Consider the following 26553-nt stretch of genomic DNA (forward strand, 5'->3'; position numbering starts at 1 on the left):
ATCATATCATGGGGTTTTGAATGTTTAAATAATAATTAGGTTATAGCACAGTGTTTAGTAATAGTTCTTCTTCTATCTCGCGGTATGCGCGGTAAAGCTGTGCGAATTTCTGCGCATCTTCCGGGCTTGGGCGTGGCGTGCCTTTACGCGAAAAGGTATTGATGGCAAAACCGCGCAGCTCCAGCATCTCTTTGGCGCTGGTGGGGTAATAGTCGTGCATAATGTCCATATTATCAGTAAAGAACTGTTGCGCACGCAATACCTGCGGTGCCAAACGCGGTTTGTTATAATTCTCGCACAGCCAGGCCACCAGCTCCGGGAAGTAATTACCCTGTATGCACGATAACCCCGCAGCACCCGCCCTAAGCGAAGCCACCGCGTTCACCATGTAGGCATCGTACAGCCCGAATTGGTACCCCTCGCCCACTGCTATCTTCTCCGTCACCTGCTCCAAATTGAGCGAGGTATCTTTAAAATATGTCACCCTGCCCCACTGCAACAGGCGCCCCAACAAGGCCGGCGATACAATGCGCTTATAAGGCAACGGGCACTCATAAAAGCCAAAGTTTATGCCTTCCGTTCTGTTCAATATCTCATCAAAGGCCGCTTCTAAAACGCTATCGGGCTGCTCTTCATCAGCAAGCAGGCTGGTGGTGAGTATCACGCTATCTACCCCGGTATCGTGTATGCGTTTTATAAACTCCACATTGGCCGCCGCATCCCGCTCAAATATGCCTGTTGCTACCACCGGTACGCGGCCGTTCACGGTTTGAGTAATAAGGCGGGTGGCCATTACGCGCTCATCGGGCGTCAGCTCATACATCTCGCTGGAGAGGCAATTGGCGAACAAACCTTTAGCACCGCTTTGGATGTAATATTCGGTAAGCCTTGCCAGGGCATCTTTATCAATAGCTCCCTTTTCATCAAAGGGCGTTAACATTACGGGTATAAATTTTTTATCAGTAGTTATCATTAGTAGTATTTTGGTGTTACCTGCATCGGTTAAGTGCAGGATAACTTTGGGCAATATTTGCCAACCCACATACTTTTGGTTGCTTTTTCAACAAAAGCACCAAAGGCATATGCCAGGTTTTGTAAATAAGTTCTATTTGATTTTTAGTAAAGTTTTATATCATTAACTAAAATTAAGTTTCAGTTTTATTAATTTAAGCGATGCGAAGTTTCCATACTACATTCAGAGCACGAGTACTTCATCTCCCTCATTTATACAAACTTAAATAATAGCCATGGTTATTATTTGTATGAAATAGCCAATGTTTTATACAAAATTATCATAAACTTAACACGGGCTTTATCTCGCCAAACCCACACTCTTAGCCATTTACAGGACTATTGCAGATCGCCACAAAAATGTACCTGCAAACCCAGCTCGTTAAAGGCAGCGGCTTTGGTAAAGCAGGCTTTTATAGCGGCTTCCTTATTGGTGGCATACACCACATGTATATGGTTCGACTGGTGTTGCGCCATCAACTGATCGCGGGTTACGCCACTTAGTACGCCGTGCATCATGGGCCATTGCATATTGGTTTTGGCCCAGCGGCGGTTGGTTTCTTCTTCGGGCAGTTCAACAGCTTTGCCTATACCAAGGTCGCAGTGCACGGCATTATCCTTTACGTAAACGCGGCTCCAAACCAAATCGCCGGCCTTGCTTACGCCGCGCAACGTGCCACCACCCTTCGGGAAGAACATGGGCGGCTGCCGCATACTTTTGGCTCCTTTGTAGCCACCTTTTAAATGCGAGGCCGGTACTGCGCCCGATATCATGAAAACCCAAACGAACTCGTCAATTCCATCCCCTTTATAATGCTCGCCCCAGCGGATATCATGCAGCGTATTATCGCCTTCCATCCCCAGCTCCTGCCACAACTGGTAAGTAAGCAGGCCATCCAGGCCGGCACATTCATCCACCTCGTTAAAATGAGGGATTGCTCGGCCTGCAAATAGCTCGGAGCCCGTTTTGTTGTATATAGGCGGTCGATGCGTGGCATTCAGTAAGCCCTCTGCCAAATCGCTTACCGCAGTAAGTTCTTTAAGACCCTGCTGGTATTGTATGCCTATGGTGCTGCAGCCAAAATCGTCGGCCATGCGGCCGGCAGCTATGTACATTTTGCATTGCTCCAGGGTTTGTTCGCGTGTTAGTTCTGTTGCCGGGTTGGTGCCCCAGTCAAAGGCCATACCCTGGTTCAGCAGCCAATCAAACACCTCTTCGGCCTCCTCGTTAGTAACCTGTAGCATAGCGGCATACAAAGCCGACTGGCTCAGCCTCTCTTTGAACAGCCCCGTAGCGTGCAACAAATGATCGGGAAGAATGGCATTATACATCCCCATACATCCTTCATCAAAAACACCCATAATAGCTTTATCCGCACGGAACTTTTTGGCGAATGCAGCACCCGCACTACGCAGTTCAAAAGGGATGTTCACCTGCTCATAGCTTCGCACGTGCGACTTATCATGCGCTATATCTCCCGTAAAAAGCCATTCTTCCAGCTTATTAAGAAAAAACTCATCATCAAAATTCTCGCTCCACAGCGTGCTGTATTTTACGCCTGCTTTGGTAAGCGATCCGTTGAGGTTGAGCATACCCACCAGCCCGGGCCAGGTGCCATCCCAATTGGCTACGGTCAGTATAGGCGCACGGTGGGTCGTCATACCCGGCAACACGTGGTGCGAATACTGCCAAACGTTTTCGGCAACAACAAGCGGAGTATCGGGATCGATGTTGCGGAACACGTCTAAGCCCATCTTCTGCGAATCGATGAAGCCATGCCCAAGCGTAGGATTGTATTGATGCGCACGCTCTACTTTTACACCGAACTTCTCAAAGGCGGCACCAAGCAGGCTTTCCATATTTTGCTGCGCATCCCAGCATTGCTGGTTAGCGGGCAAGCGCGAATCGCCGCTGGCCACAAGGATAACTTTGTTTATTTTTTGCGATGAGGACATATGAACAGGGTTTAAAGCTTAAAACAGGAAGCCCAAAAATGCCTTTGCAGAGCCACTAATGCTTGTCGGTTTTTACCTGAGTATTATACGTTCTTATCATATATAACTTCAGCCATATTAAGGAAATAATTGCCCGGCACCTATAAAACGCGCCAACCATTACAATTAATAAGCAATAATTATCTCAATAATTAATAAAACAACTCCAATAGAGGTAAAATCCAATTACTAATACCTCTCTCATACAGAGGCTTCGCATCGGCACCAAAAAACCACCATGAAAACTTTTGCATAATTTTTACTTATAATTGCCTTAAGCCATTTATTATAAACCGGCAATAGCTGTAAACCCAGGCGCCATGAAACCTCATTTTTATAAGATCATTGTAAAAGACGAAAACTCGTTCAGCGCGGGCGTACGCATACAGCCAAATTTTGGCAAACTATGGCACTACCATCCCGAACTGGAATTGCATTATGTAGTAAAAGGCCAGGGCGTACGCTTTGTGGGCGACAGCATTGGCAACTTTGAGGAAACCGAATTGGTATTACTTGGCGAGAACCTGCCGCACACCTGGCGCTGCCGCGAAGACCTGTATACCGAGGACAAGGAGGACAATACCGAAGCAATAGTGATACAATTTCTTCCCGAGTTTTTGGGTAAACCCTTCCTCTCCATACCCGAAGCTTTGCCCATCCGTTTGCTCTTCGATAAAGCCAAACGGGGATTGCTCATCACCGGCAAAACCAAAACCATCGTACACGAGCTGATGCTGAAAGTGATTGAGGAAACAGGCATGAGCCGGATACTTTCGCTGTTATCCATCCTGAATGTGCTCTCGCAAAGTAATGATGTGAGCTATATTGCCAATTCCACCAATTTTTACAAGTCGAACGAGGCAGAATCGGTGCGGTTAAACAGGATATATGCCCATACTATGGCCAATTTTAAAGAGGCCTTGCCGCTGGAAGAGATAGCAAAGGTGGCCAACCTGAGTGTAACCTCGTTTTGCCGCTATTTTAAAATGATGACCAACAAATCGTACCATGAGTTTTTGATGGAGATAAGGATAAGCCATGCCTGCAGGTTACTAATTGAGGATAACCTATCAATAAACGCTATTTGCTACGAGTGCGGTTTTGGGAACGTATCTAACTTTTACCGCTACTTCGTCCGCATTAAAAACACTACCCCTGCCGAATTTAAAAAGCAGTATTTAGAGAAAAAACTTACCGATATTTACCAGCCGATTTTAAACTAAAACATAGCAACATTGCCTGTTAACCAAGCCTGCAATGTTAATTTCCTGATAAATTCATATAAAACTATGTTAAGAGTAAGGAAGCAACATTGCCTTATTTAAAATATGTTTGAAGTTACGAACCAACCATTATAACCCTGATAATTAAACGTGAGCAACCTGCACTTACCCGATATTGTAATTATTTTTATTTACCTCGTTGGGATGATAGGTGTTGGTTTTTACTTTTCCCGAAAAAATAAAACCGCCAGCCAGTTCACCAAAGCTTCGGGCAAAATACCGGGATGGGCGCTGGGCCTATCGCTTTATGCTACGTTTTTAAGCAGCAACACCTTTTTGGGCGTACCAGGCAAAGCCTTCGGCAGTAACTGGAACGCTTATGTGTTCAGCCTCTCCATGCCGTTAGCCGCATGGATAGCCTCCAAATACTTTGTGCCCTTTTACCGCAGCCAGGGGGCAGTTTCCGCCTATACCAACCTCGAGCAACGTTTTGGTACCTGGGCACGCACTTATGCCGTTGTTTGCTTTCTGCTTACCCAACTGGCGCGCATGGGTTCGGTATTCTTCGGCATAGCCATTAGTTTGCAGGCGTTAACGCAGGTTCCTATGTCAACAATCATGATCTTGATGGGTATCTGCATTATTATTTACACGGTAATGGGTGGCATTGAGGCTGTGATATGGACGGAGGTGGTACAAGGCGTTATCAAAACCTTCGGCGCGGGGCTTATCCTGTACCTTATTGTGCGCGACCTGCCCGGCGGCTTTCGGGATGTTATTAGTGTAGGTACTACCGACCATAAATTCAGCCTGGGCACCCTCAGCCTCAACTTTACCGAGTCGAGTTTTTGGGTAGTGCTGTTCTATGGCTTTTTCATCAACCTCAACAACTTCGGCATGGACCAAAACTACGTGCAGCGCTACCATGCCGCCCCATCCGAAAAACAGGCACGCCGCTCAGTTTGGCTTTGTGTTTATATTTACGTACCCGCCTCGCTCCTGTTCTTTTTCATAGGCACATCGCTTTATGCCTACTACAATTTGCACCCCGGCATGTTGAATGATATACGCCAACTGGCAGCGGCAGAAAAACATAATGCCGGGCATGTGGCGGGATCGGTTGCTGATATTGCCACCTCGTTAAAACCCAACGAATACGGCGATAAAGTAATGCCCGATTTTATGGTGCGCAAAATACCGGCGGGACTGTTGGGATTGATCATTTCGGCGATACTATCAGCAGCCATGAGTTCCATAAGCTCAAGCATGAACTCATCGGCAACGGTATTTACCGAAGATATCTTTAAACGCTACATACAACCAAACACCACCGGGAAGAAAGACATGAAAGTACTTTACATAGCCACCGTTGCTTTCGGTTTGCTGGGGATGTGTACAGGGCTGGCCATGATAGGCGCTAAAAGCGTGCTGGATATTTGGTGGGAACTATCGGGCATATTTGCAGGTGGTATGCTGGGGTTGTTCCTGTTAGGGCTTATCTCTAAAACCAGCCGCAATGCCGATGCCATAACAGCCACATTGATAGGCACCCTTGTAATACTTTGGATGACTCTCCCATCCTTCATCCCCGACCGTTTCTGCTTTCTGCGAAGCCCTTTCCATAAAAACATGATCATTGTAATTGGCACCCTTACCATATTGCTTACCGGTTCGCTAATCGCCAAACTGCGGGCAAAATCGGCACGTTCGGTTTAATAAATAAACGGCTTCCGCATTTCTGCAGAAACCGTTTTTTCAGATCAGTATTAAGTTTTTCTCCGCCTCGTCCACGCCGAAGCTATAATGGCCATACACCCCGCCATGAGCAAGTGTGTACAAATAAAAACCGTGGCCATTGGTTATTTTAAAAAGAAGGCCAACAGGTCTTTTTGTACCTGCGGCGTATTTTCCTGCACCACCCAGTGCCCCGAATCTTTGATGATAGATTCTGAAACATCGTTGGCAACCAATTTGGTGTGGGCTGCCAGGAAGGCACCTGCAAAATGGTCGGAACCCATAGCCAGTACCGGCATAGGAAGTTTGTGTTTGGCAAACTCCAGGTTATCTTTAGCATCCTGCTCAAAATAACCGAACCAGTGGAAAGCACCTGTGGTAGCGCCCGGCACCGAATATGCACGGATAAATTCGTTACGCTCCGCAGCCGAAAAGGCATCTTTTTTAAAGCCTACTACCGGCCAAAAATCGGTAAAGAAAAGGTTCACTTTGCCCGATACCAGTTCGCCGGCGTGGGGCTGCGCAAAAAAGCCGAACCACCATGCCTGTGCTTTTACCTGGCTCCAAACAGGTTCTATCCCCGGCAATAAGGCATCCATCAGCGCCAGTTTCTTCACTTCGCCCGGGAACTGCGCCGCGTAGGCATAAGCCACCATCAGGCCAATATCGTGCCCGGCTATGTTTACCTTTTGATAACCCAGTTTCCTCATCAGTTCGTGCATATCAACGGCCATATTCTTTTTATCGTAACCTGCGGGCGTTTTTTGCGATTCTCCCACGCCGCGCATGTCGGGCGCTATTACGGTAAAATGTTTTGACAGTTCGGGCAGCAGGCGATTCCACATGTACCAATTTTGGCCGAAGCCGTGCACCAACAGCAATGGTTCGCCCTTGCCACCTATTACGTAATGTAGTTTTACGCCATGTACCGTAGCATATTGGTGTTTAAAATTGGCGGGCGGATTGGCCGGCGTTGCTGCAAAAAGGCTACCTGCATACAGCGTGAGTAGCAGGGCAATAAATAGTTGTTTTGTTTTCATGTTTTATCTTTTAAAGTGTTAATAATTAGTTCTTTTTAGCGGCGCTGATATCCTTGTAGGCATTGGGCAGGTTAAAACCATAATGCAGCCAGTTGAATAGCACATAGCCTTTATCGAAGTTCTTCATAGTTACCGCAGACTTGGCTTGCTCCAGCGTTAGCCCTTTATCCACAGCCGCCTGTACTTCCTTCTTCAGCTCATCAACATAGTCAATTGTATATTTGATGCCCGCCTTGTTGGTGATACGCCCGTGCCCGGGGATAACGATGGAATCATCGGGCAGAAAATCGTACACCTTCCTGAGGTTGGCTACAGGCTCCAAAAAAACGCCATCGAACAGCCAGGGAATAGCGGGGCTTTCGGCAATAAAGGGGTTGCCCGCCCAAAACACCTTTTGCTTAGGCATCCATACAAAAAGGTCCGCCATGGATTGTGCGGGCGAAATGTTCATTAATTCCACCACCTTACCGCCGCCCATATCTATCTGCAGGCTGCCATTTTTGGGGATAGTAATATCGGCAGGGCGGTATACCGAAGGCTCGATACCCCGGCCCGCGCCGAACAGCATTACCATAAACTGCTTTATCCCCTCGTAATTTTTGGCGAGGTTTTCCTTTGCGAATTGGTTCTGGATAATTACAGTCGATGGCGGCAGCAGGTAATTGCTAAAGCAATGGTCGCCGTGGTCGCTGGTGTTTACGGCATAAATAATGGGCTTATCGGTTACCGAGCGAATGAGTTTTACCTCCTGGTCGTAAAGCTGTTTGGCCATCATTACTTCGATGAGTAGCACGCCTTTATCGCCTACAATGAAGCCGCCCGTGGTAGCCTGCGGAATGCCTTTGGTGGTTTCCGCATCTGCCGTAGTGGGGATAATGGCATAAACATCTTCGCTTACTTTTTTGAGGCCTAAGGTTACCTTGTTGGCGTCCCAAATGGGCACCTGCGGGGGCATTGGCATTTGGGCCAAGGCCACCGTGCAAAAACTTTGCAGCAACAGGCAAATACCAGCCAGTTTTAAATAATAGTTTTTCATTTGGTTAAAGGTTAGATATAGGGGTTGATGTTTTTATTTCTGGTATCCGCCATAACACTTCACCGGCGACCATGCCGGTATTGGCTCATCAATTGGCGGACATTGCGCGGCGTAAGGTCCGGCGGCATACACCACCTTGCCGTTTACAATAGTCATTACAGATGTTATCTTTTTCACATCGTCGGGCACAGCGGTAAAATAATCGTCGGACAGGATGGCCATATCCGCATACATGCCTTTTACCAGCTTCCCTTTCACATCCTGCTCGCCCGAGCACCAGGCACTACCTGAGGTATATAGTTGCAGAGCAGTAAACTTATCCAGCACCTCTTCTTTAGGCCAAAACTGTAGCCCGCCAATGGTTTGGCCGGTTAGCAGCCAATGCAAGGCCATCCATGGGTTGTAGGTAGATATACGCGGCGCATCGGTACCCATACCCACAGGTATACCCATGGCCAGCATCTTTTTAATAGGCGGCAGCTGCGTTTTGGGTTGCCCGTACATTTTGGTATAAAGTTCGCCCTGGTAATACATCCTGAACTGCACTGCCACGCCCCCTCCCAAAGCCTTTACCCGAGCCAGTTCGGCATCGGTAATGGTTTCGGCATGGTCGAAAAACCAGCGCAGACCGTTAAAAGGCGTGTCTTTATTCACCTTTTCAAAAACGTTCAGCATCCTGTCTATCGATTCGCCGTAGGTAGCATGCAGGCGAAAGGGCCAGCGGTTTTTCACCAGCAGCCTGATGATGGGTTCCAGATCGGTTTCCATTTCGGATGGCAGCACAATGCGTGGCTCCAAAAAGTTCTCAAAATCGGCACCGGTGGCTATCAGGTTCTCTCCCGCTCCTTCCATGGCATAACCGTTAGCCATCAGCAGGTGGTCGTTTTTATTGGGATGCGTTTGTGTTACCCATTTCTCGTAATCGGTCAGCTCTTTCCCCTTCTGTTGGGCAAAAAGGTAATAGGCAGTGCGCACGGTCAGCTTCCCGGACTTGGCCAGCGCCAACGAAGCCTGGTAATCGGCATCATAATTTTGAGAGCCACCCGCCGCATCAACCACGCTGGTAATGCCAAAGCTGTTTATCTCGCGGTAAAAATGTTCCGAACTGTTAATGCGCTCCTCCGGCGTTAGCTTGCCTGTAAGTGCCAGCGTGCGGTAAATGGCCATGGGCGTTTCTTTGGCGTACAAAAGCCCGGTGGGTTTGCCATCCTTATCCAACTCTATCAGGCTGCCGGGGTAATTGGTATTTTTATCGTACCCCAGCACCTCAATGCCCTTTTGGTTCACAAAGGCTTTGCCATACAGGTAGGTGATAAACACAGGCTTATCGGGCACGGCGGCGTTTATTTCATCAATAGTAGGTTGCCGCTTTTCCTCGAACTGAAACTCATTCCAGCCGCCTACAACTTTTACCCAGGCACCGGGCGGTGTGCGCGCGGCTTGCTCTTTCAGCATCTCCATGGCGCGTTTCAGGGTTTTAACGCCGTCCCAGCGTAACTCCATATTAAAGTTAAGCCCCTCGCGGATGGCGTGCATGTGGCTATCGTTCAGCCCGGGGATAACGGTTTTGCCACCTGCATCAACAAGTTTAGTAGCAGCGCTTTTGTAGGTTTTCAGGATGCTTTTAGAGTCGCCCGTGGCCAGTATCAATCCGTTCTGCATGGCAATGGCCTGCTTAAACTCGCCGGCATTGACCATAGTGGCAATTTTGGCATTGTAAATAATAAGGTCGGCCTTTTGCTGGGCAGATGCCACGTAGACGCTCGCAAGGCAGAGCAAAAATAGCAGCCGCTTAAATATCATTTCAAAGGTTTTCATAGGGTTTGGTAGGGTTTAATGTTTAGAAAGCCAAGCCGATATGTAGCCCGCAATTTCTTCCCAGCCGGGCTGGCCAAGCACAAAGTGGTTACGGCCTGCAAACTCGCGGTAGGTAGTTACCGAGCCTTCGTGGCTGTATTTTTTGTAATTGCTGTAATTGAGCGAGGCGGGGATAAAGCGGTCGGTACTACCAGCGATAAAAAGTAATGGCGCGTGCGGTTGCGTAAAATCTATCTTGGCGGCATCGGTTGTGGCATCGCGCACCACAAGTTTCGATTCGGGTATCAGCAGTTTGTAGTATGCCTCCTTTTGTTCTTCGTAAGGCATACCATTGGTAAAAGCATATTGCCATTCGGGGAACGACATCAGGTAGGTTTTCTTAGCGTCGGTAAAAAAGCCCAGTGCCTTCCAACCCGCCTTGTAGAAAGAGAATTTAAAGGTGAATATCCCCTTTGGCTGCAGGGAGTGGATAGCTACCCCCATCAGCGCCTGCCCTTTCTGCACCAGCAATTGCGTGATAAGCCCGCCCATGGAATGCCCTATCAAAATAGGCTTATCGGGCAGCCCCGCCACTATGGCCGAAAAGTGGGCCGTTAATTTTTCGAGGCGTATGCCTGCTACATCGGCATCGGGGTGCCTTTGGCGCAGCGTGCAGGCGGGTGCATCTTTATAAGGCCAGGCGGGCGCCAGCGTGGTGTAGCCGTGCTCTTCAAAATAGGCGCGCCATGGGTTCCAGCAATCGCTGCTTACAAAGGCTCCTGTAATAAAAACAATGGTTTTGGGTTTTGAAGTTTCCATGGTTTAGGTTTTTGTTTTAATTGAGTACTGCATTTACGGTGATGCCGCCGTCTACTACTATCTCGGTCCCGGTAATAAATGATGATTCTTTCCCCGCCAGGAAAACCGCCAGTTGGGCTATCTCTTCGGCCTGGGCAAAGCGTTTCAGTAATATTTTCTCGCTCAACAGTTTGCTGAAACCGGCTATCTGCTCGCTATCCATACCCAGCTTTTCGTAAACAGGCGTTTCTACAGGCCCCGGTGATATGCAGTTTACCCTTATCTGCCTTGGGGCAAGCTCGGTAGCCAAAACACGGCTTAGTGCAATAAGCGCGGCTTTACTGGCGGCGTAAACGCCCGAGTTGGGCATACCCAGCGTAGCATTTACCGACGTATTGAAAATGATAGAGCCGCCGTTGTTGAGCAACGGCAGCAGCTTTTGCAAGGTGAACAGCACGCCTTTTACGTTCACATTCATTATTTCGTCGTAATGCGCCTCTGTCATTTGCTCAAAGGGCGCAAAGGTGGCTATACCCGCATTCAGGAAAATGGCATCCAGCTTGGATTCTGCTACATTCAAGGCCGCTACCAGGCCGTCGAGCGAACTGAGGTCCGCTTGGTCGGATATCAGCCCTACGGCATCAAGTTCTTCGGCTGCCTGTGCTACCGCATGGGCATTGCGGCCGGTTATGATGACCACTGCGCCTTCTTCTTTAAATTTTTTAGCCGTTGCGTAGCCAATGCCGCTATTACCGCCGGTAATAAGAGTTGTGAGTTGTGTTAATCGTGCCATGTTGTAAGGTTATTTGCAAATGCTATTGGCAAGCGGCAAGCCACATATCACAAACAACTAACTATCAATACATTAAATAGATAAGGCTATTTTTCGCTCGCTGTATTTCGTTGAAGGAAGTATAACCGGCAACGAAATGAAGTTGCTGTTTACCGTTGCCGAAGCGCTGAGCGGCAATATGCCATTGATGACAAGCAGGCCCCTGCAACCGGTTTCGGTATCAATGGTGTGGATGTATTTATAGGTGTTGGTGAGCAGGTCGTAGTCGCAATCAACCAGGCATATCTGCAGAGCATCAAGGTTAAAGCATTCGCCGTTTTGCAGGCATCGTATGTTGCCGTTGGTTGCTACATAAAAATCTTCGGTGTAGCCTGCCTGGTGCAGCCCTATCACCCGCCGGGTAAGGCAGCTGTTAACTTTTTTAGTTTGATATTGTTCCATGCCGATAAAGTTTGGGCAGGCATTGGCAAGCGCCGTTCCAAAGGCAGAACCATTGGCAGAAAAGGCTTTTATAACGTGACATACAACGTTATTTCGTGATACAACTTTCTGGTACCCCGAAATTACGAAGCCTTTTTTTGGCGAAATGCCGTAAACACGTCAAAAACAAGGCAATATCGGGGCGGGCATGGCTATTGAATGTGCGGTTGAAAATTCAACTCTGTGAAACATATCCTTACCCTTATCGCTATAATGGCTTGCGGCAGCAGCCTTGCACAAAGCCCATCTTTTAAACCGCTTAGGTACGATGAGAACTACGCCAACCTTGGGCACGATACTGCGGCCGACTGGTACCACCAATTGAAGTTTACACCACTATCCCACAACAAGGCCAATTACATCAGCATTGGCGGCGAAGTGCGTTACCAATACTTCCGTTTCCGTAACCAGGATTGGGGCGAGGCACCTGCTGACAAGGACGGCTTTATACTCAACCGTTTTTTAGCGCATGCCGACCTGCACCTGGGCAGCCACTTCCGCACGTTTGTGCAGCTACAAAGCAGCCTGGCCGACGGCCAGGCCGAAACGCCATCGCCGGTTGACCAAAACCCGCTGGAATTACACCAGGCTTTTATGGACTATGCTTTCTCCACCAAACCCGGCACGCAGCTTACTTTCAGGTTTGGCCGGCAGGAACTTTCTTACGGTTCGCAACGCCTCATCGCCGTCCGCGAGGCGCCAAATAACCGTCAGGCCTTCGATGCTGCCAAACTGATGTATGGTAACAAACGGCTCAAGCTCGATGCCTTCTATTCTTATTACGTACCTGCGAGGCCCGGGATATTTGATGATGGAGTAAACAGCGGCACCAAGCTATGGGGTACTTATGCGGTGATCAATAATATCCCTCTACTGCAAAACATAGACCTATATTATTTAGGATTCCGAAAAAAAACAGCCGTATTTGATGATGGTAAAGGGTTAGAAACCCGGCATTCTGTTGGGGCAAGGGTTTGGAAAACCACAGCGCCGTTTCAGTATGATATTGAGGGGCTTTACCAATTCGGCGATTTAGCGGGTTCTGTCATCAGGGCATGGACGGCATCTGCGAACGTTTCTTACATATTTAGGCAGGCTGCGCTTCAACCCAAACTGGGCATAAAGACCGAAGCCATCAGTGGCGACAAGCACCCCGGCGACGGCCGCCTCAACACTTTTAATCCGCTGTTTCCTAAAGGAGCATATTTTGGTTTAGCCGCATTGATAGGACCTTACAACTTACTGGATATACACCCTTATTTAGAACTAAGCCTCAGCAAGAAATTATTACTGAGTACAGATTATGACCTGTTTTGGCGCATGAACCGTAACGACGGACTATATGCGGTAAACGGAAGGATACTTTACCCCGCCAAAGATGGCAATGCCAAAAAGATAGGCGGGCAATTGGGCACTGAACTGAATTACACGCCCAATAAATACCTATCCTTCAGGCAGGAGTTCACCTGGTTTATGGCAGCAGATTATTTAAAACAGGCTGGCCCGGGCAAAAATATTTTTATGGCAGGGACTACAGCTACGCTTAGGTTTTAAGAGGTTTGACGCTATTTAGGACAAGCACATCTTGCGCCAGCGGTGCAACAGGTTGGTAGATAAAAAAAGGAAAACTCTTTGGCATGCCGTCAGGTATGCAACTTTGTTAGTTTCGCACCTGACGGCGCGGCCTTATGTTGTTGATTGTATCGCTACCGACCTTTCACCCCGATGGGGTGGTTCAACAAGTACATCGCGCTACACACCGTAGTCTTTGCGTATACCCAATTTTTTCATTTTAGAGTTTAGCGTGGTGGGTGGCAGGTTCAATAAACTGGCGGCGCCACCCTCGCCCCATATTTTGCCGTTGCATTTTTTCAAGGCGGCCAGTATATGCGCTCGCTCTCCGTCGCGCATGGTTATAGCGCTTACCGTAGCCGGCATAGCCACTACAGGCTGCTCTAACTGTGTGGGCAGCGCCATGTTGCTTATCAAATTATCACGGGTGAGCAATACATTGCGCTCTATCATATTCTCCAGTTCGCGAATGTTGCCGGGCCAGTGGTAATGCATCATGCTCTCCAGCACAGCAGGCGTTATGCCGATGATGTCCTTCCCCGATTTCCGCGCATATATCTTCAGGAAGTGGTCGGCAAGCGCGGGTATATCTTCTATCCTGTCGCGCAGCGGGGGCATGTGTATGGGGAATACATTAATACGGTAAAAAAGATCGAGCCGAAAACGCCCTTCGGCCACTTCCTTATCCAAATTACGGTTGGTAGCGGCAATTATGCGCACATCGGTTTTAATGGTACTGCGCCCGCCAATGCGCTCTATCTCTTTTTCCTGCAAAACCCGTAGTAATTTCGATTGCGACTCGAGCGGCAACTCGCCTATCTCATCTAAAAATATGGTGCCCCCGTGAGCCTGTTCGAACTTACCAATTTTACGTTCGTGTGCACCCGTAAAAGCTCCTTTCTCGTGCCCGAATAATTCTGAATCTATCAGTGTAGTGGGCAATGCTGCGCAATTGATACGTATGTATGGCTTATCGCGCCGGGGCGATAGTGCGTGTATGCGCTCGCCTATCCTCTCTTTACCGGTACCACTTTCTCCCAATATCAGCACCGAGCAATCGGCCGGGGCCACCTGCATCACATGGTCAAAAACCGTGAGTAATAAATTACTGTTGCCAATGATCCCGTTAAAGGGGTTTGAGGCCTCCCTCGCCGAAACTTCCCTTACAACAGCATAATTATTGCCTGCGCCTTGCAAGGGGCTATCAGCCTGGCGCAGCATAGCTTCAGTAAAGGCAGCCAATGGCGGCAGTAAATTCCCGCATTGTGCTAAATGCTCGGGTTGGTAAACATCAGGGCGGCGGCTGTAGAAATTAAAATGGCATATTTTGCCATCGGCCGCCGGTACAGGTAATTGCAGGTGCGAGCGCAATCCGTACGTATCGGCCAGCAGTTTTTTTAGCGGGCTCCTTTTCACCAACTCATTAAACTCCTGCTCGTCGTACCAGGTGGCCATCACGCTTTCGTTCTCCGCAATTTTTAACGCTGCCAGTTCGTTTTGCTTCCTGTTGGTTATCACCATCAGTTCTGTTGGGCGTATCAGTTGGTATTCGTCGAAACCAACACGCAAAAAGCATATCTCGTAAAAGGCCTGTTCTGCCGTTTGCTGCTGCCCTACCGTTAAAAACTCGAATGGTATGTATGGCTGCAGGGTTTTGCCCATTTGCAGCAATTTTTGCTCCCAGCCCTGTGCCGAAGCTAATATCTCTGCGGCTTTCTTTTGCAGCAGGGCATTCTGTCGTACGCCCTGCTCTAACTGGTTTTGGTGCCTGTATATGGCAATATCAAGCGCAACAAGCACATCCTTTTCCCTAAACGGTTTCACCACAAAGCCATAAGGGTTGGTTAGCTTGGCATCATCAAGCACCTTTTGGTTGCTGTTTGCCGATATGTAGATGAACGGGATATTCATTTGGCCAAGGCGCTTTGCCAGGTCTATGCCCGTTTGCCTGCCTTTAAGGTAAATATCCAGCAGTACAAAATCGGGTTTAAACCTGGTTATCATGCCCAGGGCCTCGGCAACACTATCTGCAATGCCGCAAACTTCATAACCGGCCGTTTCGAGTATATTGCTTAAAACATCGGCAATAATAAATTCATCTTCTACAATAAGTATCTTTTTACTACCCATTACTTTAACAATTACCGGTTACGCTTTGCCCTTATTAAATATCTCTGTTTTAAAGGTTACACAAATGGTGCAACCTTGGTCGCTGGTTATTTCAAATGTTCCGCACAGCTGTTTGGCCAGCCCGCGCATTAAGTTAATGCCCAAGGTTTCTACCTTCTCTGTCTTGAAGCCTTCCGGCAAACCCGGGCCATCGTCAGCTATGATCAACTGGTTATGGCCTGCCTCATTCTCTACAAGTGTAATATAAATTACGCCGTTTTCGTAAGGCGTGTAAGCATATTTAATAGCATTGGTAACGGCCTCGTTAAGTATAAGGCCAAGCGGCACGGCCTGCCCTACATCTAAACTTATCTCATCCACATGTTTTTCAAATAATATGCGGCTGCCCAAATCGCTGCTCTCTTTTAAATACCTTGCCATCTCTTCAATATAATCGGGCATACTTATCAGCCCAAGGCTTTCCGACTGATATAGCTTTTGATGAATAAGGGCAATAGAGTGCATGCGGGCCTCGCTTATTTGTATGGCCTGCAGGGCAGCTTCGTTATCGATATAGGCCGATTGGCGCTGCAGCAAACCCATTACTATCTGCAGGTTGTTTTTTACCCGGTGGTGTATCTCTTTAATCAACCACTCTTTCTCTATCAGTAGTTCATCTTTTTCGGCCACCAGTGCGTTAAGCACTACATTGCTGCGTTGCTTGGCCTTGTAGTTATTAAATATCAACATTAATAATATTACCAACAAGGCACAGGCCGCAAGCGTTAAATTACGCATATTATTTGCCTGTATTGTTTTTTCGTGCTCAAAGGCGCTGTCTTTTTTCAAGGAGCGTATATCGCTTTCTTTTTGATCGGTTTCGTAACTTACCTGTAGCTCCTGCAATTGCTTATTCTTTTCGATATTGAAGATAGAATCGTTAAAGGCCTTGTATTGAATATGGTGCTGCAATGCAGTAAGGTAATTCCCCCTCGCCGAATCAATCTTGTAGGCGATCATATTCCAGTCCCGGGACCGTGTAACGGCCATACCGGCAATTATTCCTTCGTCAAAATAAAAGGCAGCTTTTTTAAAGTCATTTCTTTTGATATAGAATTTGGCCATATCGTACTTAGCCAACGATATAATTTCGTCGGTTTTTTGTTTTCCAAAAAGTTTCAGGGCCAACAAGTACATTTCTTCAGCTTTAGCGTTGTTACCCACGGCGTCGTAGCAATAGGCCTTTATCTGGCTCATAATGGCCTTGTTATAATCATTATCGGTCGGGTGCCGCTTTTCTACACCAAGTACAATGCTAATGGCCTCTTTTACCTTCTTTTGCTTTATCAGGCCCTGCGCTATAAAACCGGCCGTGCGGTATTTAAACTCCAGTTTTATGTGCATACCCTCGCGTAGTGCCAATGTTCTTTTGTACCATACTATACTATTTTCTGTTTGGCCCATAGCATCGTATATCAAAGCTATCTCGCCAAACAACATCGATTTCAGATAAAGTTTATCGGGCATGAGGGTAGCCTGTTCCATCAACCGCAAGCTTTCTAAACTATACCTAAGGGCCTTGTTGAGGTTGCCATGGTACCGCTGTATGTGCGCAAGCACGTAGTACAGCTTTACAAATTCGGGGTGCCCCTCCGTCGGGAATTTCTTTATGGCCGCCATGCAGTCTTCTTCGGCCTGTGCATATTGGCCATAGGTAAAATGCAGCATGGCAAAGTTGGTGTAGGCAACCACCTGGTCGCCCACCGCGCCGGCTGCGGCAAAAAGTGCAAGGGCTTTGTTATATGCTTCGGTTACATCGGCCAGTAAGGCATCCGGAAAAAGGCCCCATTTATTTTCGGCGGCGGTTTTACCAAACCTCAGCAGCATCCGGCCGGCCATTATTTTATTACCCGTAGTATTGTAGTAATTAACCGCTTGCATAAAGTAAACTTTCCCGCCCGCAAAACTCTTACGAGCAAAGGTAACTTCGCCCAAATTACACCAGGCTTCGGCCCGGCCGATCCTGCCTGCTGCGCCCATCTTTTGCCCAAGGGCCAATTGTTTATTAAAATAAAGCCCCGCTGTATCAACATCTGCACTATCGGCTTTAAAGCGCCTTAGCAAATAATACCGGCCCATTTGGCCCAGCGCATTAAGGCACGCGGTATCCTCCCGGGCGCCTTCGCAAATGCGCCGCAAACTATCTATAGTTTTAGGGCCGGGCAAGGTTTGGCCAAAACAAAGGCAGGGGGCTGCCAAAACAATCAAAATAGCCCAGGCTTTTAAATTGATCATATATGGTTTATTGGATCGGGTATTGCCGCCGCCATGTTTGCAGCGCAGCAATAATTGCGATAAGGGATTTTGATATCTATAATATTGCCAAATTGATAAAAGGCCTTCCTTTCGCCTTTGTTATAGCTTCAGCACTCCGCAAGCGCCATCTTTGGCCGTGCTTACAGATCATTGGGGCAACGATGCAACGAAATACCGTTGTTTTTAGGCAACGATATTTCGTTGCCTAAAAAATTAATAGCGGTTTTAGTAGTAATAAGCCGCTATAACGCACTAAATATCCCGCCGGAACAATTCAGGCACTATATTTAGCGGGGGTTGGCCGGATAGGTGCGGCATAAATGCCATTTAGATGTTTTGGTTAAAATAATTAGCTTAGTATACCATGTTAAAGCGGACGGTTTGAGAAAGCTAAGCTACCTTATTTGTTTTTTTGTGATGCTGGCTACTATGCCCGCAAATGCACAACGTATCGATTCGGCGTATTTTAAGGCATTGCTGCGCGAAGTACGAATCGCCCGGGTGGATACCGAAAAGATAGCTGCGCTTAATAAAGTTGCCCAGTATTACAACAACAAGTTTTATATCGATTCGAATAAAACTAACCTGCATAAAGCGCTGGAAACCCTTGGCCAATGCATTCAACTTGCCGAAACTGCAAAAAATAACGAATATAAGTTTGAGAGTATAAAGGTGAGTGCCTACACCTATTTGGCCTTGAACGATACCGTAAATGCCGTTACCGCCATAAACAAAGTACTTGCTTACAGGCAAGGACAAAAGGCTTTTGAGAAACAGCTTGCCACCTACCTTTATTTTGCCCGTGCAGCTTACCGCTGGAGCCATAATGCTATTAGCATCAATTTCGCCCGCAAGGGGCTAAATGCGGCAAAAACTTATAAAATAAGCACCTACGATGTCCCCTTAAAAATGACGATAGTGTTGGCTACCGTTGATATGGGTGACGACGAAACGGCCCTTAGGGAAAATGCAAACATCATTGCCTATTACAAAAACAAACATCAAAACCTTGCCAGGGCTTATTTTAACGCGGCCGGGCCAAGCAGATATAAGGGCGACCTTAAAACCGCGCTTAAGTATGCATTACTATCATTAAAAGATATTGAGGCATTCCACGATACTGTTGAAAGCCATAATACTTATGGAGAGTTGGCATTGATATATCAAGCGTTAGGGAGTACGGAGCAAAGCATATTTTATTTCCGGAAAACGCTTGCCGCACGCGACAGGATGTTAATGCAGGACCGCTTTCGGTTTCGTACGCTCGGCTTTATCATAAAAGGCCTTATCAAATTAGGCCGCGCGAAAGAGGGGCTGGCCGAAACGATAGCTTACGAGGCCCACCACCCGCCAACAACCAGGGAAGGGAAAGGCTTTTGCGCCCAAAATAAAGCCTATTGCTACGAGGCATTGAATGATTACACTAACGCCGAAAAGTTTTATAAGCAGGCGGTTGAACTGGTGATCGGCATAAATAATGACGAGATCGAAGGCTCGGCTTATTATGATATCAGCGCGTTTTATATAAAAAACGGAATGGCAATAAAAGCGCAACAATATGCTTCCAAATTACGAAAAACGTCGTTAGACACGTATAAAAATTACGAGCATCTCCAATTTCAGATAGATTCCGCCCTGGGTAATTACCGCTCGGCATTAATTCATTACGGCAATTCGCAACGGGCAAAAGATTCGCTTTTTAATGAATCAAAATCGAAAGAAATAGCCGAACTGCAGTTGAAATACGAAACGGCACAAAAAGAGGCCGACATTAAGATGCTGAAGAAGAATGCACAATTGCAAAAGAACCAGCTTAAACAGTCGGAACATATCCGCAACCTCACATTTGGTGGTGTTGTACTGCTCATAGCGGCCATTGCTTTACTTTATAACAGCTACCGCATTAGCATAGGCAAAACCCGGGAGATAAACGAAAAGAACCTTTCGTTAAGTGCATTGCTGGAGGAAAAAGAATGGCTGATGAAAGAAGTACACCACAGGGTAAAAAATAACCTGCAAATTGTAATGGGGCTGCTGCAGCGCCAGTCGTCATACATCAGCAATACCGCCGCCCTAAAGGCCATACGTAACAGCGAGCACCGTATACATGCTATTGCGCTGATCCATCAAAAACTCTATCAATCGGAAGGCCTGGCACTGATAAACATGCGCGAGTATATCGAAGAACTGCTTTTGCACCTGAAAGACACTACCGATGCCGACAGCCATATAGTTTTTATAAAAGAGATCGATAATATATACCTGCATGTAGCACAGGCGGTTCCGCTGGGGCTTATTATAAACGAAGCCGTTACCAACGCCATAAAATATGCTTACCCTAACGGCGGGCAGGGCAACATCAGGGTTACTTTTAGTAATAAGGCCGAGGGCAAAAATGAATTGGTAATTGAAGATGAAGGTGTGGGTATAAGCGGTACGGTTGCAAACAAATCAATGGGGATGAGTTTAATGCGGGGCTTAACCAAACAACTTAGCGGCACTTTCAACTTTACGCACACCGAAGGCGTATCTATCCATATCGTATTCAAAAACGATCATTCAGAGCCGCAGGGAGCATAAAGTGACAGCTTAACCGGTCCGCAACATACACTTACTCAACCCTAATAATTCAATTTTATTAAACATCAGGCTTGTTTATGAGTTAAATAAGTATGAAAAATCCATTTGTAAAAAAAGACAACAGCGTAATTATAGGCGCAAGTGTAGCGGGTGTAGCTGTAGCAGGCGGTTTGGCCTGGCTATTTTTCACAGATAGCGGCGCTAATGTATTAGATGGCTGGAAAACAAGCCTGAAAGAAAAAGGCAAAGACCTGGCAGCTAACTTCATCAGCAGAAAAACAGGTGTATCAAAAGATATTACCAAACCTGCGGCCGATGCCATTGTCAGCTAAATTTAGGTACCCGGCAAACCACACAAGTGCAAGGCATTAAAAAACAACATTTGCCGCAAAAAACTTGTGTGGCTTGCGGGCGGCCATTCAGCTGGCGCAAAAAATGGGAAAGGCATTGGGACGAGGTAAAATACTGTTCGGATAAATGCCGGCGTAATAAGGGAAACCCCGATTCGGACTAAGCTCAGCTATACCTCCGATACACGAAGTGCGTGCTAACCACAGCACGCCGCAACTTGACAAGCACATAAAACTTATTATATTAGCCCCAACCAATTTAATAAACTATGTGCGCTGCCCTTCTTCAGGACGATGAGTCACTGGTGGGCCGTTTGAACGACGGCGATACCGGCGCACTGGCTGCTATTTATGAGGCCTATTGGTATAAACTTTATAAAAGTGCCTGGGCGCTCCTCAAATCGAAAGAACTTGCCGAAGATGTAGTACAGGAAGTATTTATGCAGCTTTGGAACCTGCGCGGGCGGCTGAGCATTGGGCATTCCCTTAACGCTTACCTTTATGCATCGGTAAGGTTCCAGGCCTTCCGCACCATTAAAGACAGACGGCTGCACGAGGATATCTTCGACGAACTTTACCACCATTTGCTTACCACCCCTGCCCTGCAGGATTTTGAACTGCGCGAACTAAAAAACCGCATTGAAGATGTGGTAGAGCAACTGCCGCCGCAATGCAAAACCGTTTATAAGCTAAGCCGCGAAGAACACCTTTCGCACAAGCAAATTGCCGAGCAATTGCACATATCCACCAAAGCGGTAGAAAAACACCTCACCAAAGCGCTGCGCGTATTGCGCCTCAACCTACGCGACCTGGTTACCATTGAAATATTTTTTTACCTGCTGAAAAAATAATTTTCGAACGGAGGTAGGGATAGGGCCTCTTTTTTACTCTTATCCCTAAAACCGACCAATTGGAACCGACCGAATTTAAAGCCTTACTGGAAAAGTACACCTCGGGGCAGGCAACCGCCGAAGAGGACGAACTGGTAAAACGACTGCTGGATAGCTACGAAAGCACTGCAGGCGAACCCGATATGACCGATACCGAGCGCGACGAACTGCGTGAGCGTATGCTGAGCAACTTGATGGCATATGCTGAGCCGCCGCAGCGCAAAGTATTCAGGCTTAACTATAAATGGGCAGCCGCGGCCATACTACTTGTGTTTATTGGCCTTACCGCTATATTTTACAAACAGCCCGGAAAACCTCAAACACCTACTATTGCAACAACATCTGCCCAAAAGAAATTGCATGCTGGTGGCAACAAAGCCTCGCTTACCCTTGCCGATGGCAGCGTAGTAGTATTGGATAGTGCCGGCAATGGATTGGTGGCGCTGCAAGGCAATACCCGCATCACCAAAACCGGCGATGGGCAGTTACAGTATGCAGGTGGCGATGCTAATGCCACAGCACTTGCCTACAACACCGTAGCAACACCCAACGGTGGCACCTATCAGCTTACCCTGCCCGATGGCACTAAGGTTTGGCTCAATGCAGCATCGTCCATCACCTTCCCTACCCGCTTTGATAATACAAGCCGCAATGTGAAACTGACCGGCGAGGCTTATTTTGAAGTAGCAAAGAAAACCACTGCTACCGGCAGGCTGCCATTTATTGTTAATGCAGGAGCCTCTAAAGTAGAAGTATTGGGCACGCATTTTAACGTTTCGGCCTATGCCGATAATGGCAGCCACGAGGTTACCCTGTTAGAAGGTGCCGTTAAGGTAAGCCGCGGTGGTAGGTCGGCCCGTATAGTGCCGGGGCAGCAGGCAACCATGGCCGGCGGCAATGCAGGCATACTGGTGGGCAAAGCCAACATTGAGAACGTAATGGCCTGGAAGGACGGGTTGTTCTCATTCGATAACACGGATATATCTTCGGCCATGAAAGATATAGCGCGTTGGTACAATGCCAAAGTTGTGTATAAGGGTTCTATCCCTGCAACGGGCTTCACGGGCGTATTGCCGCGCAGCAGCGATATACAAACCGTGCTCGACTGGCTATCCAGCACCCGCGTATTGAAGTGCCGTGCCGATGGCGAAACCATCATTATTGAAAAAGCTAATTAACCAATTTCAACTATAAACCCGAATTTAAAAAGAAGTAAACTATGAGATAAAGCGATACCCCTACCCACACATCGCCCCATAAAAAATAAGCTCGCCGGGTACCAGCCGGCAAGCCATAATGTTTTGGCCGGGGCTAAAAGCGAATGGGGATGGTAAACATCCCGCCAATTATAACCAACCATTAAACGATCAAATGTATGAAAGTAACTATACATTGCAAAGCACTGCCTTTGCAGTGGGGGAATGCTTATGCGCTCCCCGAAATTAAAAAACAGCTTCTTAGATACCTGCTGCTCATGAAATTAACCTGCATCATATTGTTGGCTCTTACGTTTAAGGTAAGCGCATCAACCTATGCGCAAAACGTAACCATCAATATAAAAAGCGGCAGTTTAAAAGAACTACTGAACGAGATGCGCCGCCAAACAGGCTATTATTTCCTGTACGACCGCAGCGTGGTGGCCCAAACCCAGTCGGTAGAAGCGCACTTTACTAACCAGGACCTGAAAACGGTACTGCCCGCTATTTGCAAACAATACCACCTCAATTACGAGATAAAGAATAAGGTAATTATTGTAACCACGGTCAATGCCGAAACCAATGCATCGCCGAACGGCGGCTCAAAAGATGCAGCCCAGCTTGCCGATGTAAAAGGCCACATCCGCGACAGCCGCAACCAGCCACTGCCCGGTGCCAGCATATTGGTAAAAGGCACCACCAAAGGCGTAATGACGGATGCCAACGGCGATTTCAGCCTCAACGGTATCGATAAAAACGCGGTGCTGGTCGTTTCGTTCACCGGTTTTTCTACGCAGGAAATAAGCCTGGATGGTAGAGCGGAAGTCACCATTGTACTGAAAGAAATTATTCAGGACCTGAACAGCGTAGTGGTTATCGGCTACGGTACCCAGCGCAAAAGCGACTTAACAGGTTCGGTAGTATCGCTCAAGAGTGCCGATTTTAACAAGGGCGGTACCAATACTTCGGTAGCGCAACTGATACAGGGGCATGCGCCGGGCGTGCAGGTAACCCAATCGAGTGCGGCACCTGGTGGCGGCGTTTCTATCCGCATCAGGGGTTCGGGCTCTATCAATGCCGGTAACGAGCCTTTGTATGTGATAGATGGCTTCCCTATCAATAACGCTGCGCCGGTAGTAGCCAACGGTATTGGTTTTGGCGGCGCGCCACCTCCGGCCAACCCGCTGAATGCCATGAACCCTGCTGACATCGAATCGATAGAGATACTGAAAGATGCATCGGCAACGGCCATTTACGGTTCTCGTGGTGCCAACGGCGTGGTGCTTATCACCACCAAAAAAGGCAAGGATGGCAGGCTGAACGTGGAGTACAATGTTACTGCCTCGCAGGCCACCGTACAGAAGAAGCTGAAACTGCTGGGCACGCAAGATTATATTAACGTAATGAACCAACTGGCTGCATCGCGTAATGCGGTACAGCCCTTCTCGGCCTCGGCCATCAGCGCTATTGGTGCCGGTACCGACTGGCAGGATGTTATTTACCGCCGCGCCTTTACGCAGGACCATAACCTGTCCATGTCGGGCGGTTCGGGTAAAACAACTTTCTTTACCTCCTTCAACTACAACAACCAGGATGGCGTATTGCGCAACACTTACTTTAAGCGTTACCAGGGCCGTGTAAATTTAGAGCACAAAGCCAGCGATAAATTTAAACTGGGGCTGAACTTTAACACCTCCACCATAAACGACCAGCAGGTACCCACCGGCAGCGATGTGATAAACCAGGATGCCGACGTTATTAACTCGGCCATTGTTATCCCGCCCGTTTTCCAGGTGTATAATACCGATGGTACGTATGTGAGGCCGGAGAGTGGCCAAATAGTTTCGGTAACGGTTGATAACCCGCTGGCCTTGCTGCGCGGTACAACAGCTAAAGGCGTAAACAACCGCACCTTCGGTAACATCTTCGGCGAGTATACGCTGGCTCCGGGGCTATCGGCAAAAGTTACCCTGGGTTCCGACCGTAGCACTACCCGGCGCGATGTTTACCAAAGCACCATTACCCAACGCGGCAAAAGCTTTAACGGCGGCGCCAGTATCCTTACCGGCGAACTGAATACCTCGCTGGTAGAGGGCTTGCTGAACTATCAAAAATCATTCGGTAAAAGCAGCATCAGCGCTGTGGGTGGTTATACTTACCAGCAGTTCGACCTGCGCCGCTTTAACGGCAGCATCAGGGGCTTTCCTTCGGACCTTACCGAAACCAATAGCTTGCAATTAGGTGATACCAACCTGGATGACCTGAATAGCCTAACCACCAAACGCAGGCTGATATCGTACCTCGGCCGTGTGAACTACAACTATGCCGAAAAGTATTTACTTACTGCATCCTTCCGTGCCGATGGCTCGTCTAACTTCGGGCAAAACCATCCTTATGGTTACTTCCCGTCGTTTTCGGCAGCATGGCGCATGGTGCAGGAAGATTTCATTAAAAACACCGGCGTATTCTCCGACCTGAAACTGCGCCTCGGTTACGGCCAGATAGGTAACGATGATATTGGTGTGGGTAATGCCTTTGCAACCTACGGCAGCGGCGCATTGGTGAATTTCGGCAACACCCAAACATCGACCGTAGCCCCTACCCGCATACCTAACCCCGATCTGAAATGGGAAACTACGGAGCAATATAACGTAGGTTTAGATTTCGGTTTCTTCGGCGGAAGGTTGAGCGGTTCGGCAGAATACTTTGTTAAAAACACCCGCGACCTGCTCATTAGCCTGCCTATCCCTATTTCTACAGGTTTTGGCGCTATTACCACCAACGTGGGTAAGGTGCGCAACAGCGGTTTTGAGTTGCTGTTGCAATCGGCCAACCTCACAGGCAAATTCAAATGGAACACCACCTTCAACATCGCCACGCTTAAAAACGAGGTGATAAGCACAGGGCCGGTTCCATCTATAATCAGCAGCCTGTATTCTACATCGGCCATTGCCCGCCCCGGCGACCCGCTGTTCGCCTACTTCGGTTACCAAAGTACCGGCATCTTCCAAACTGCCGAAGAAGTAGCCGCATCGGCACAAAAAGGCGTGGCCGTACCCGGTGCACCGCGCTGGAAGGATGTGAACAACGATGGCAAAATTGATGCTAACGACCGTGTGGTATTAGGCAAAACCTTCCCCGACTACACCTTCGGTATCAATAACACCTTTAGCTACGGCCCGCTTGACCTGAGCGTATTTATTGATGGTGCGCAAAATTTCTCGCTATTTAATTACGGCGTGGTTGATGCCCTTTACCCTAACGACCCATACCGCAACCGCCTTGCCGAGCCATTACTAAACCGCTGGACGGCCGATAACAACAGCAATGCATGGCCATCGAGCATTGATTTTACCAAGTATGGCGGCGGCATGGTTAACTCTTATACCGTTACCGATGCCTCCTTCGTGCGTATTAAAAACGTGATGCTATCGTACCGACTGCCGGTTAAAAACGTAAAGTTCCTGCGTTCGGCAAGCATTTTTGTGAGCGGGCAAAACCTCAAAACGTTTAGCAAATACGCCGGTTACGACCCTGATGTAAACTCCACAAGTTCGTCCATCATCAGGGTAGACCGTAACTCCTATCCTTCGGCAAGGATATTCTCTTTAGGGCTTAATGTGAAACTTTAAC

Annotated in this window: 19 protein-coding genes; 9 read left to right on the forward strand and 10 right to left on the reverse strand. The window is 47.9% G+C overall.

Annotation, left to right across the window (positions count from 1 at the left end; genetic code table 11):
• Positions 1-40: 40 nt before the first annotated feature.
• Positions 41-1042: a dihydrodipicolinate synthase family protein gene (locus BC343_RS14580; RefSeq protein WP_202909792.1), complete on the reverse strand. Its 1002-nt coding sequence runs from the start codon at positions 1040-1042 to the stop codon at positions 41-43.
• Positions 1043-1350: 308 nt separating this feature from the next.
• Entirely contained in the window at positions 1351-2967 is a 1617-nt protein-coding gene (locus BC343_RS14585) for a fucose isomerase (protein WP_078348520.1), read from the reverse strand.
• 359 nt (positions 2968-3326) lie between these two features.
• Here BC343_RS14585 and BC343_RS14590 point away from each other — a divergent pair, with 359 nt between their 5' ends.
• Together BC343_RS14590 and BC343_RS14595 are read left to right on the forward strand one after the other, a co-directional pair.
• A complete protein-coding gene (locus tag BC343_RS14590; RefSeq protein ID WP_078348521.1) occupies positions 3327-4229 on the forward strand; it encodes an AraC family transcriptional regulator in 903 nt (300 codons plus the stop codon).
• 150 nt (positions 4230-4379) lie between these two features.
• A complete protein-coding gene (locus BC343_RS14595) occupies positions 4380-5945 on the forward strand; it encodes a sodium:solute symporter (protein ID WP_078348522.1) in 1566 nt (521 codons plus the stop codon).
• A 143-nt stretch (positions 5946-6088) separates the two neighbouring features.
• On the opposite strand, the gene BC343_RS14600 is transcribed toward BC343_RS14595, so the two are convergent.
• From BC343_RS14600 to BC343_RS14625, 6 genes are all read right to left on the reverse strand, one after another.
• Positions 6089-7003: an alpha/beta fold hydrolase gene (locus tag BC343_RS14600; RefSeq protein WP_078348523.1), complete on the reverse strand. Its 915-nt coding sequence runs from the start codon at positions 7001-7003 to the stop codon at positions 6089-6091.
• A 25-nt stretch (positions 7004-7028) separates the two neighbouring features.
• Positions 7029-8039 carry an MBL fold metallo-hydrolase gene (locus tag BC343_RS14605; protein WP_078348524.1) on the reverse strand — a complete coding sequence of 337 codons (1011 nt, stop codon included), beginning with the start codon at positions 8037-8039 and terminating at the stop codon, positions 7029-7031.
• A gap of 33 nt (positions 8040-8072) precedes the next feature.
• Positions 8073-9857 carry an amidohydrolase gene (locus tag BC343_RS14610; RefSeq protein WP_202909793.1) on the reverse strand — a complete coding sequence of 595 codons (1785 nt, stop codon included), beginning with the start codon at positions 9855-9857 and terminating at the stop codon, positions 8073-8075.
• 15 nt (positions 9858-9872) lie between these two features.
• Positions 9873-10655, reverse strand: a complete 783-nt coding sequence (locus BC343_RS14615) for an alpha/beta hydrolase (protein WP_078348525.1) — start codon at positions 10653-10655, stop codon at positions 9873-9875.
• Positions 10656-10671: 16 nt separating this feature from the next.
• Positions 10672-11427, reverse strand: coding sequence for an SDR family oxidoreductase (locus BC343_RS14620; RefSeq protein ID WP_078348526.1), 756 nt, complete (start codon positions 11425-11427; stop codon positions 10672-10674).
• Between the two features lie 72 nt (positions 11428-11499).
• A complete protein-coding gene (locus tag BC343_RS14625; RefSeq protein WP_078348527.1) occupies positions 11500-11868 on the reverse strand; it encodes a hypothetical protein in 369 nt (122 codons plus the stop codon).
• Positions 11869-12090: 222 nt separating this feature from the next.
• Here BC343_RS14625 and BC343_RS14630 point away from each other — a divergent pair, with 222 nt between their 5' ends.
• Positions 12091-13461, forward strand: a complete 1371-nt coding sequence (locus BC343_RS14630; protein WP_078348528.1) for an alginate export family protein — start codon at positions 12091-12093, stop codon at positions 13459-13461.
• Between the two features lie 198 nt (positions 13462-13659).
• Here the strand turns inward: BC343_RS14630 and BC343_RS14635 are convergent, their stop codons facing one another.
• Together BC343_RS14635 and BC343_RS14640 are read right to left on the reverse strand one after the other, a co-directional pair.
• Entirely contained in the window at positions 13660-15609 is a 1950-nt protein-coding gene (locus BC343_RS14635) for a sigma 54-interacting transcriptional regulator (RefSeq protein WP_078348529.1), read from the reverse strand.
• Between the two features lie 18 nt (positions 15610-15627).
• On the reverse strand, positions 15628-17883 hold the full coding sequence (locus BC343_RS14640; protein WP_143822186.1) for a tetratricopeptide repeat-containing sensor histidine kinase: 2256 nt from the start codon (positions 17881-17883) through the stop codon (positions 15628-15630).
• Positions 17884-18285: 402 nt separating this feature from the next.
• On the opposite strand from BC343_RS14640, the gene BC343_RS14645 reads away from it, so the two are divergent.
• The 6 genes from BC343_RS14645 to BC343_RS14675 all read left to right on the forward strand — a co-directional run bounded on the left by BC343_RS14645 (position 18286) and on the right by BC343_RS14675 (position 26552).
• Positions 18286-20484 carry a sensor histidine kinase gene (locus BC343_RS14645; protein WP_143822187.1) on the forward strand — a complete coding sequence of 733 codons (2199 nt, stop codon included), beginning with the start codon at positions 18286-18288 and terminating at the stop codon, positions 20482-20484.
• Between the two features lie 92 nt (positions 20485-20576).
• Entirely contained in the window at positions 20577-20816 is a 240-nt protein-coding gene (locus tag BC343_RS14650) for a hypothetical protein (protein ID WP_078348532.1), read from the forward strand.
• 26 nt (positions 20817-20842) lie between these two features.
• Positions 20843-20998, forward strand: a complete 156-nt coding sequence (locus BC343_RS14655) for a DUF2256 domain-containing protein (protein WP_143822188.1) — start codon at positions 20843-20845, stop codon at positions 20996-20998.
• A gap of 105 nt (positions 20999-21103) precedes the next feature.
• Positions 21104-21685: an RNA polymerase sigma-70 factor gene (locus tag BC343_RS14660; protein ID WP_078348533.1), complete on the forward strand. Its 582-nt coding sequence runs from the start codon at positions 21104-21106 to the stop codon at positions 21683-21685.
• A gap of 59 nt (positions 21686-21744) precedes the next feature.
• Positions 21745-22902, forward strand: coding sequence for a FecR family protein (locus BC343_RS14665; RefSeq protein WP_078348534.1), 1158 nt, complete (start codon positions 21745-21747; stop codon positions 22900-22902).
• A 197-nt stretch (positions 22903-23099) separates the two neighbouring features.
• Positions 23100-26552 (forward strand): SusC/RagA family TonB-linked outer membrane protein, encoded by a 3453-nt coding sequence (locus BC343_RS14675; RefSeq protein ID WP_078348536.1) that lies wholly within the window; start codon positions 23100-23102, stop codon positions 26550-26552.
• Position 26553: the final 1 nt, after the last annotated feature.

Source organism: Mucilaginibacter pedocola (assembly GCF_002013915.1).
Lineage (GTDB): Bacteria > Bacteroidota > Bacteroidia > Sphingobacteriales > Sphingobacteriaceae > Mucilaginibacter > Mucilaginibacter pedocola.

Bases quoted from the DNA above. Each gene is read 5' to 3' on its own strand.
- BC343_RS14585 (WP_078348520.1), bottom strand. From the start codon at position 2,967: ATGTCCTCATCGCAAAAAATAAACAAAGTTATCCTTGTGGCCAGCGGC.
- BC343_RS14590 (WP_078348521.1), top strand. From the start codon at position 3,327: ATGAAACCTCATTTTTATAAGATCATTGTAAAAGACGAAAACTCGTTC.
- BC343_RS14600 (WP_078348523.1), bottom strand. From the start codon at position 7,003: ATGAAAACAAAACAACTATTTATTGCCCTGCTACTCACGCTGTATGCA.
- BC343_RS14605 (WP_078348524.1), bottom strand. From the start codon at position 8,039: ATGAAAAACTATTATTTAAAACTGGCTGGTATTTGCCTGTTGCTGCAA.
- BC343_RS14610 (WP_202909793.1), bottom strand. From the start codon at position 9,857: ATGAAAACCTTTGAAATGATATTTAAGCGGCTGCTATTTTTGCTCTGC.
- BC343_RS14615 (WP_078348525.1), bottom strand. From the start codon at position 10,655: ATGGAAACTTCAAAACCCAAAACCATTGTTTTTATTACAGGAGCCTTT.
- BC343_RS14620 (WP_078348526.1), bottom strand. From the start codon at position 11,427: ATGGCACGATTAACACAACTCACAACTCTTATTACCGGCGGTAATAGC.
- BC343_RS14625 (WP_078348527.1), bottom strand. From the start codon at position 11,868: ATGGAACAATATCAAACTAAAAAAGTTAACAGCTGCCTTACCCGGCGG.
- BC343_RS14635 (WP_078348529.1), bottom strand. From the start codon at position 15,609: ATGGGTAGTAAAAAGATACTTATTGTAGAAGATGAATTTATTATTGCC.
- BC343_RS14640 (WP_143822186.1), bottom strand. From the start codon at position 17,883: ATGATCAATTTAAAAGCCTGGGCTATTTTGATTGTTTTGGCAGCCCCC.
- BC343_RS14650 (WP_078348532.1), top strand. From the start codon at position 20,577: ATGAAAAATCCATTTGTAAAAAAAGACAACAGCGTAATTATAGGCGCA.
- BC343_RS14660 (WP_078348533.1), top strand. From the start codon at position 21,104: ATGTGCGCTGCCCTTCTTCAGGACGATGAGTCACTGGTGGGCCGTTTG.
- BC343_RS14675 (WP_078348536.1), top strand. From the start codon at position 23,100: ATGAAAGTAACTATACATTGCAAAGCACTGCCTTTGCAGTGGGGGAAT.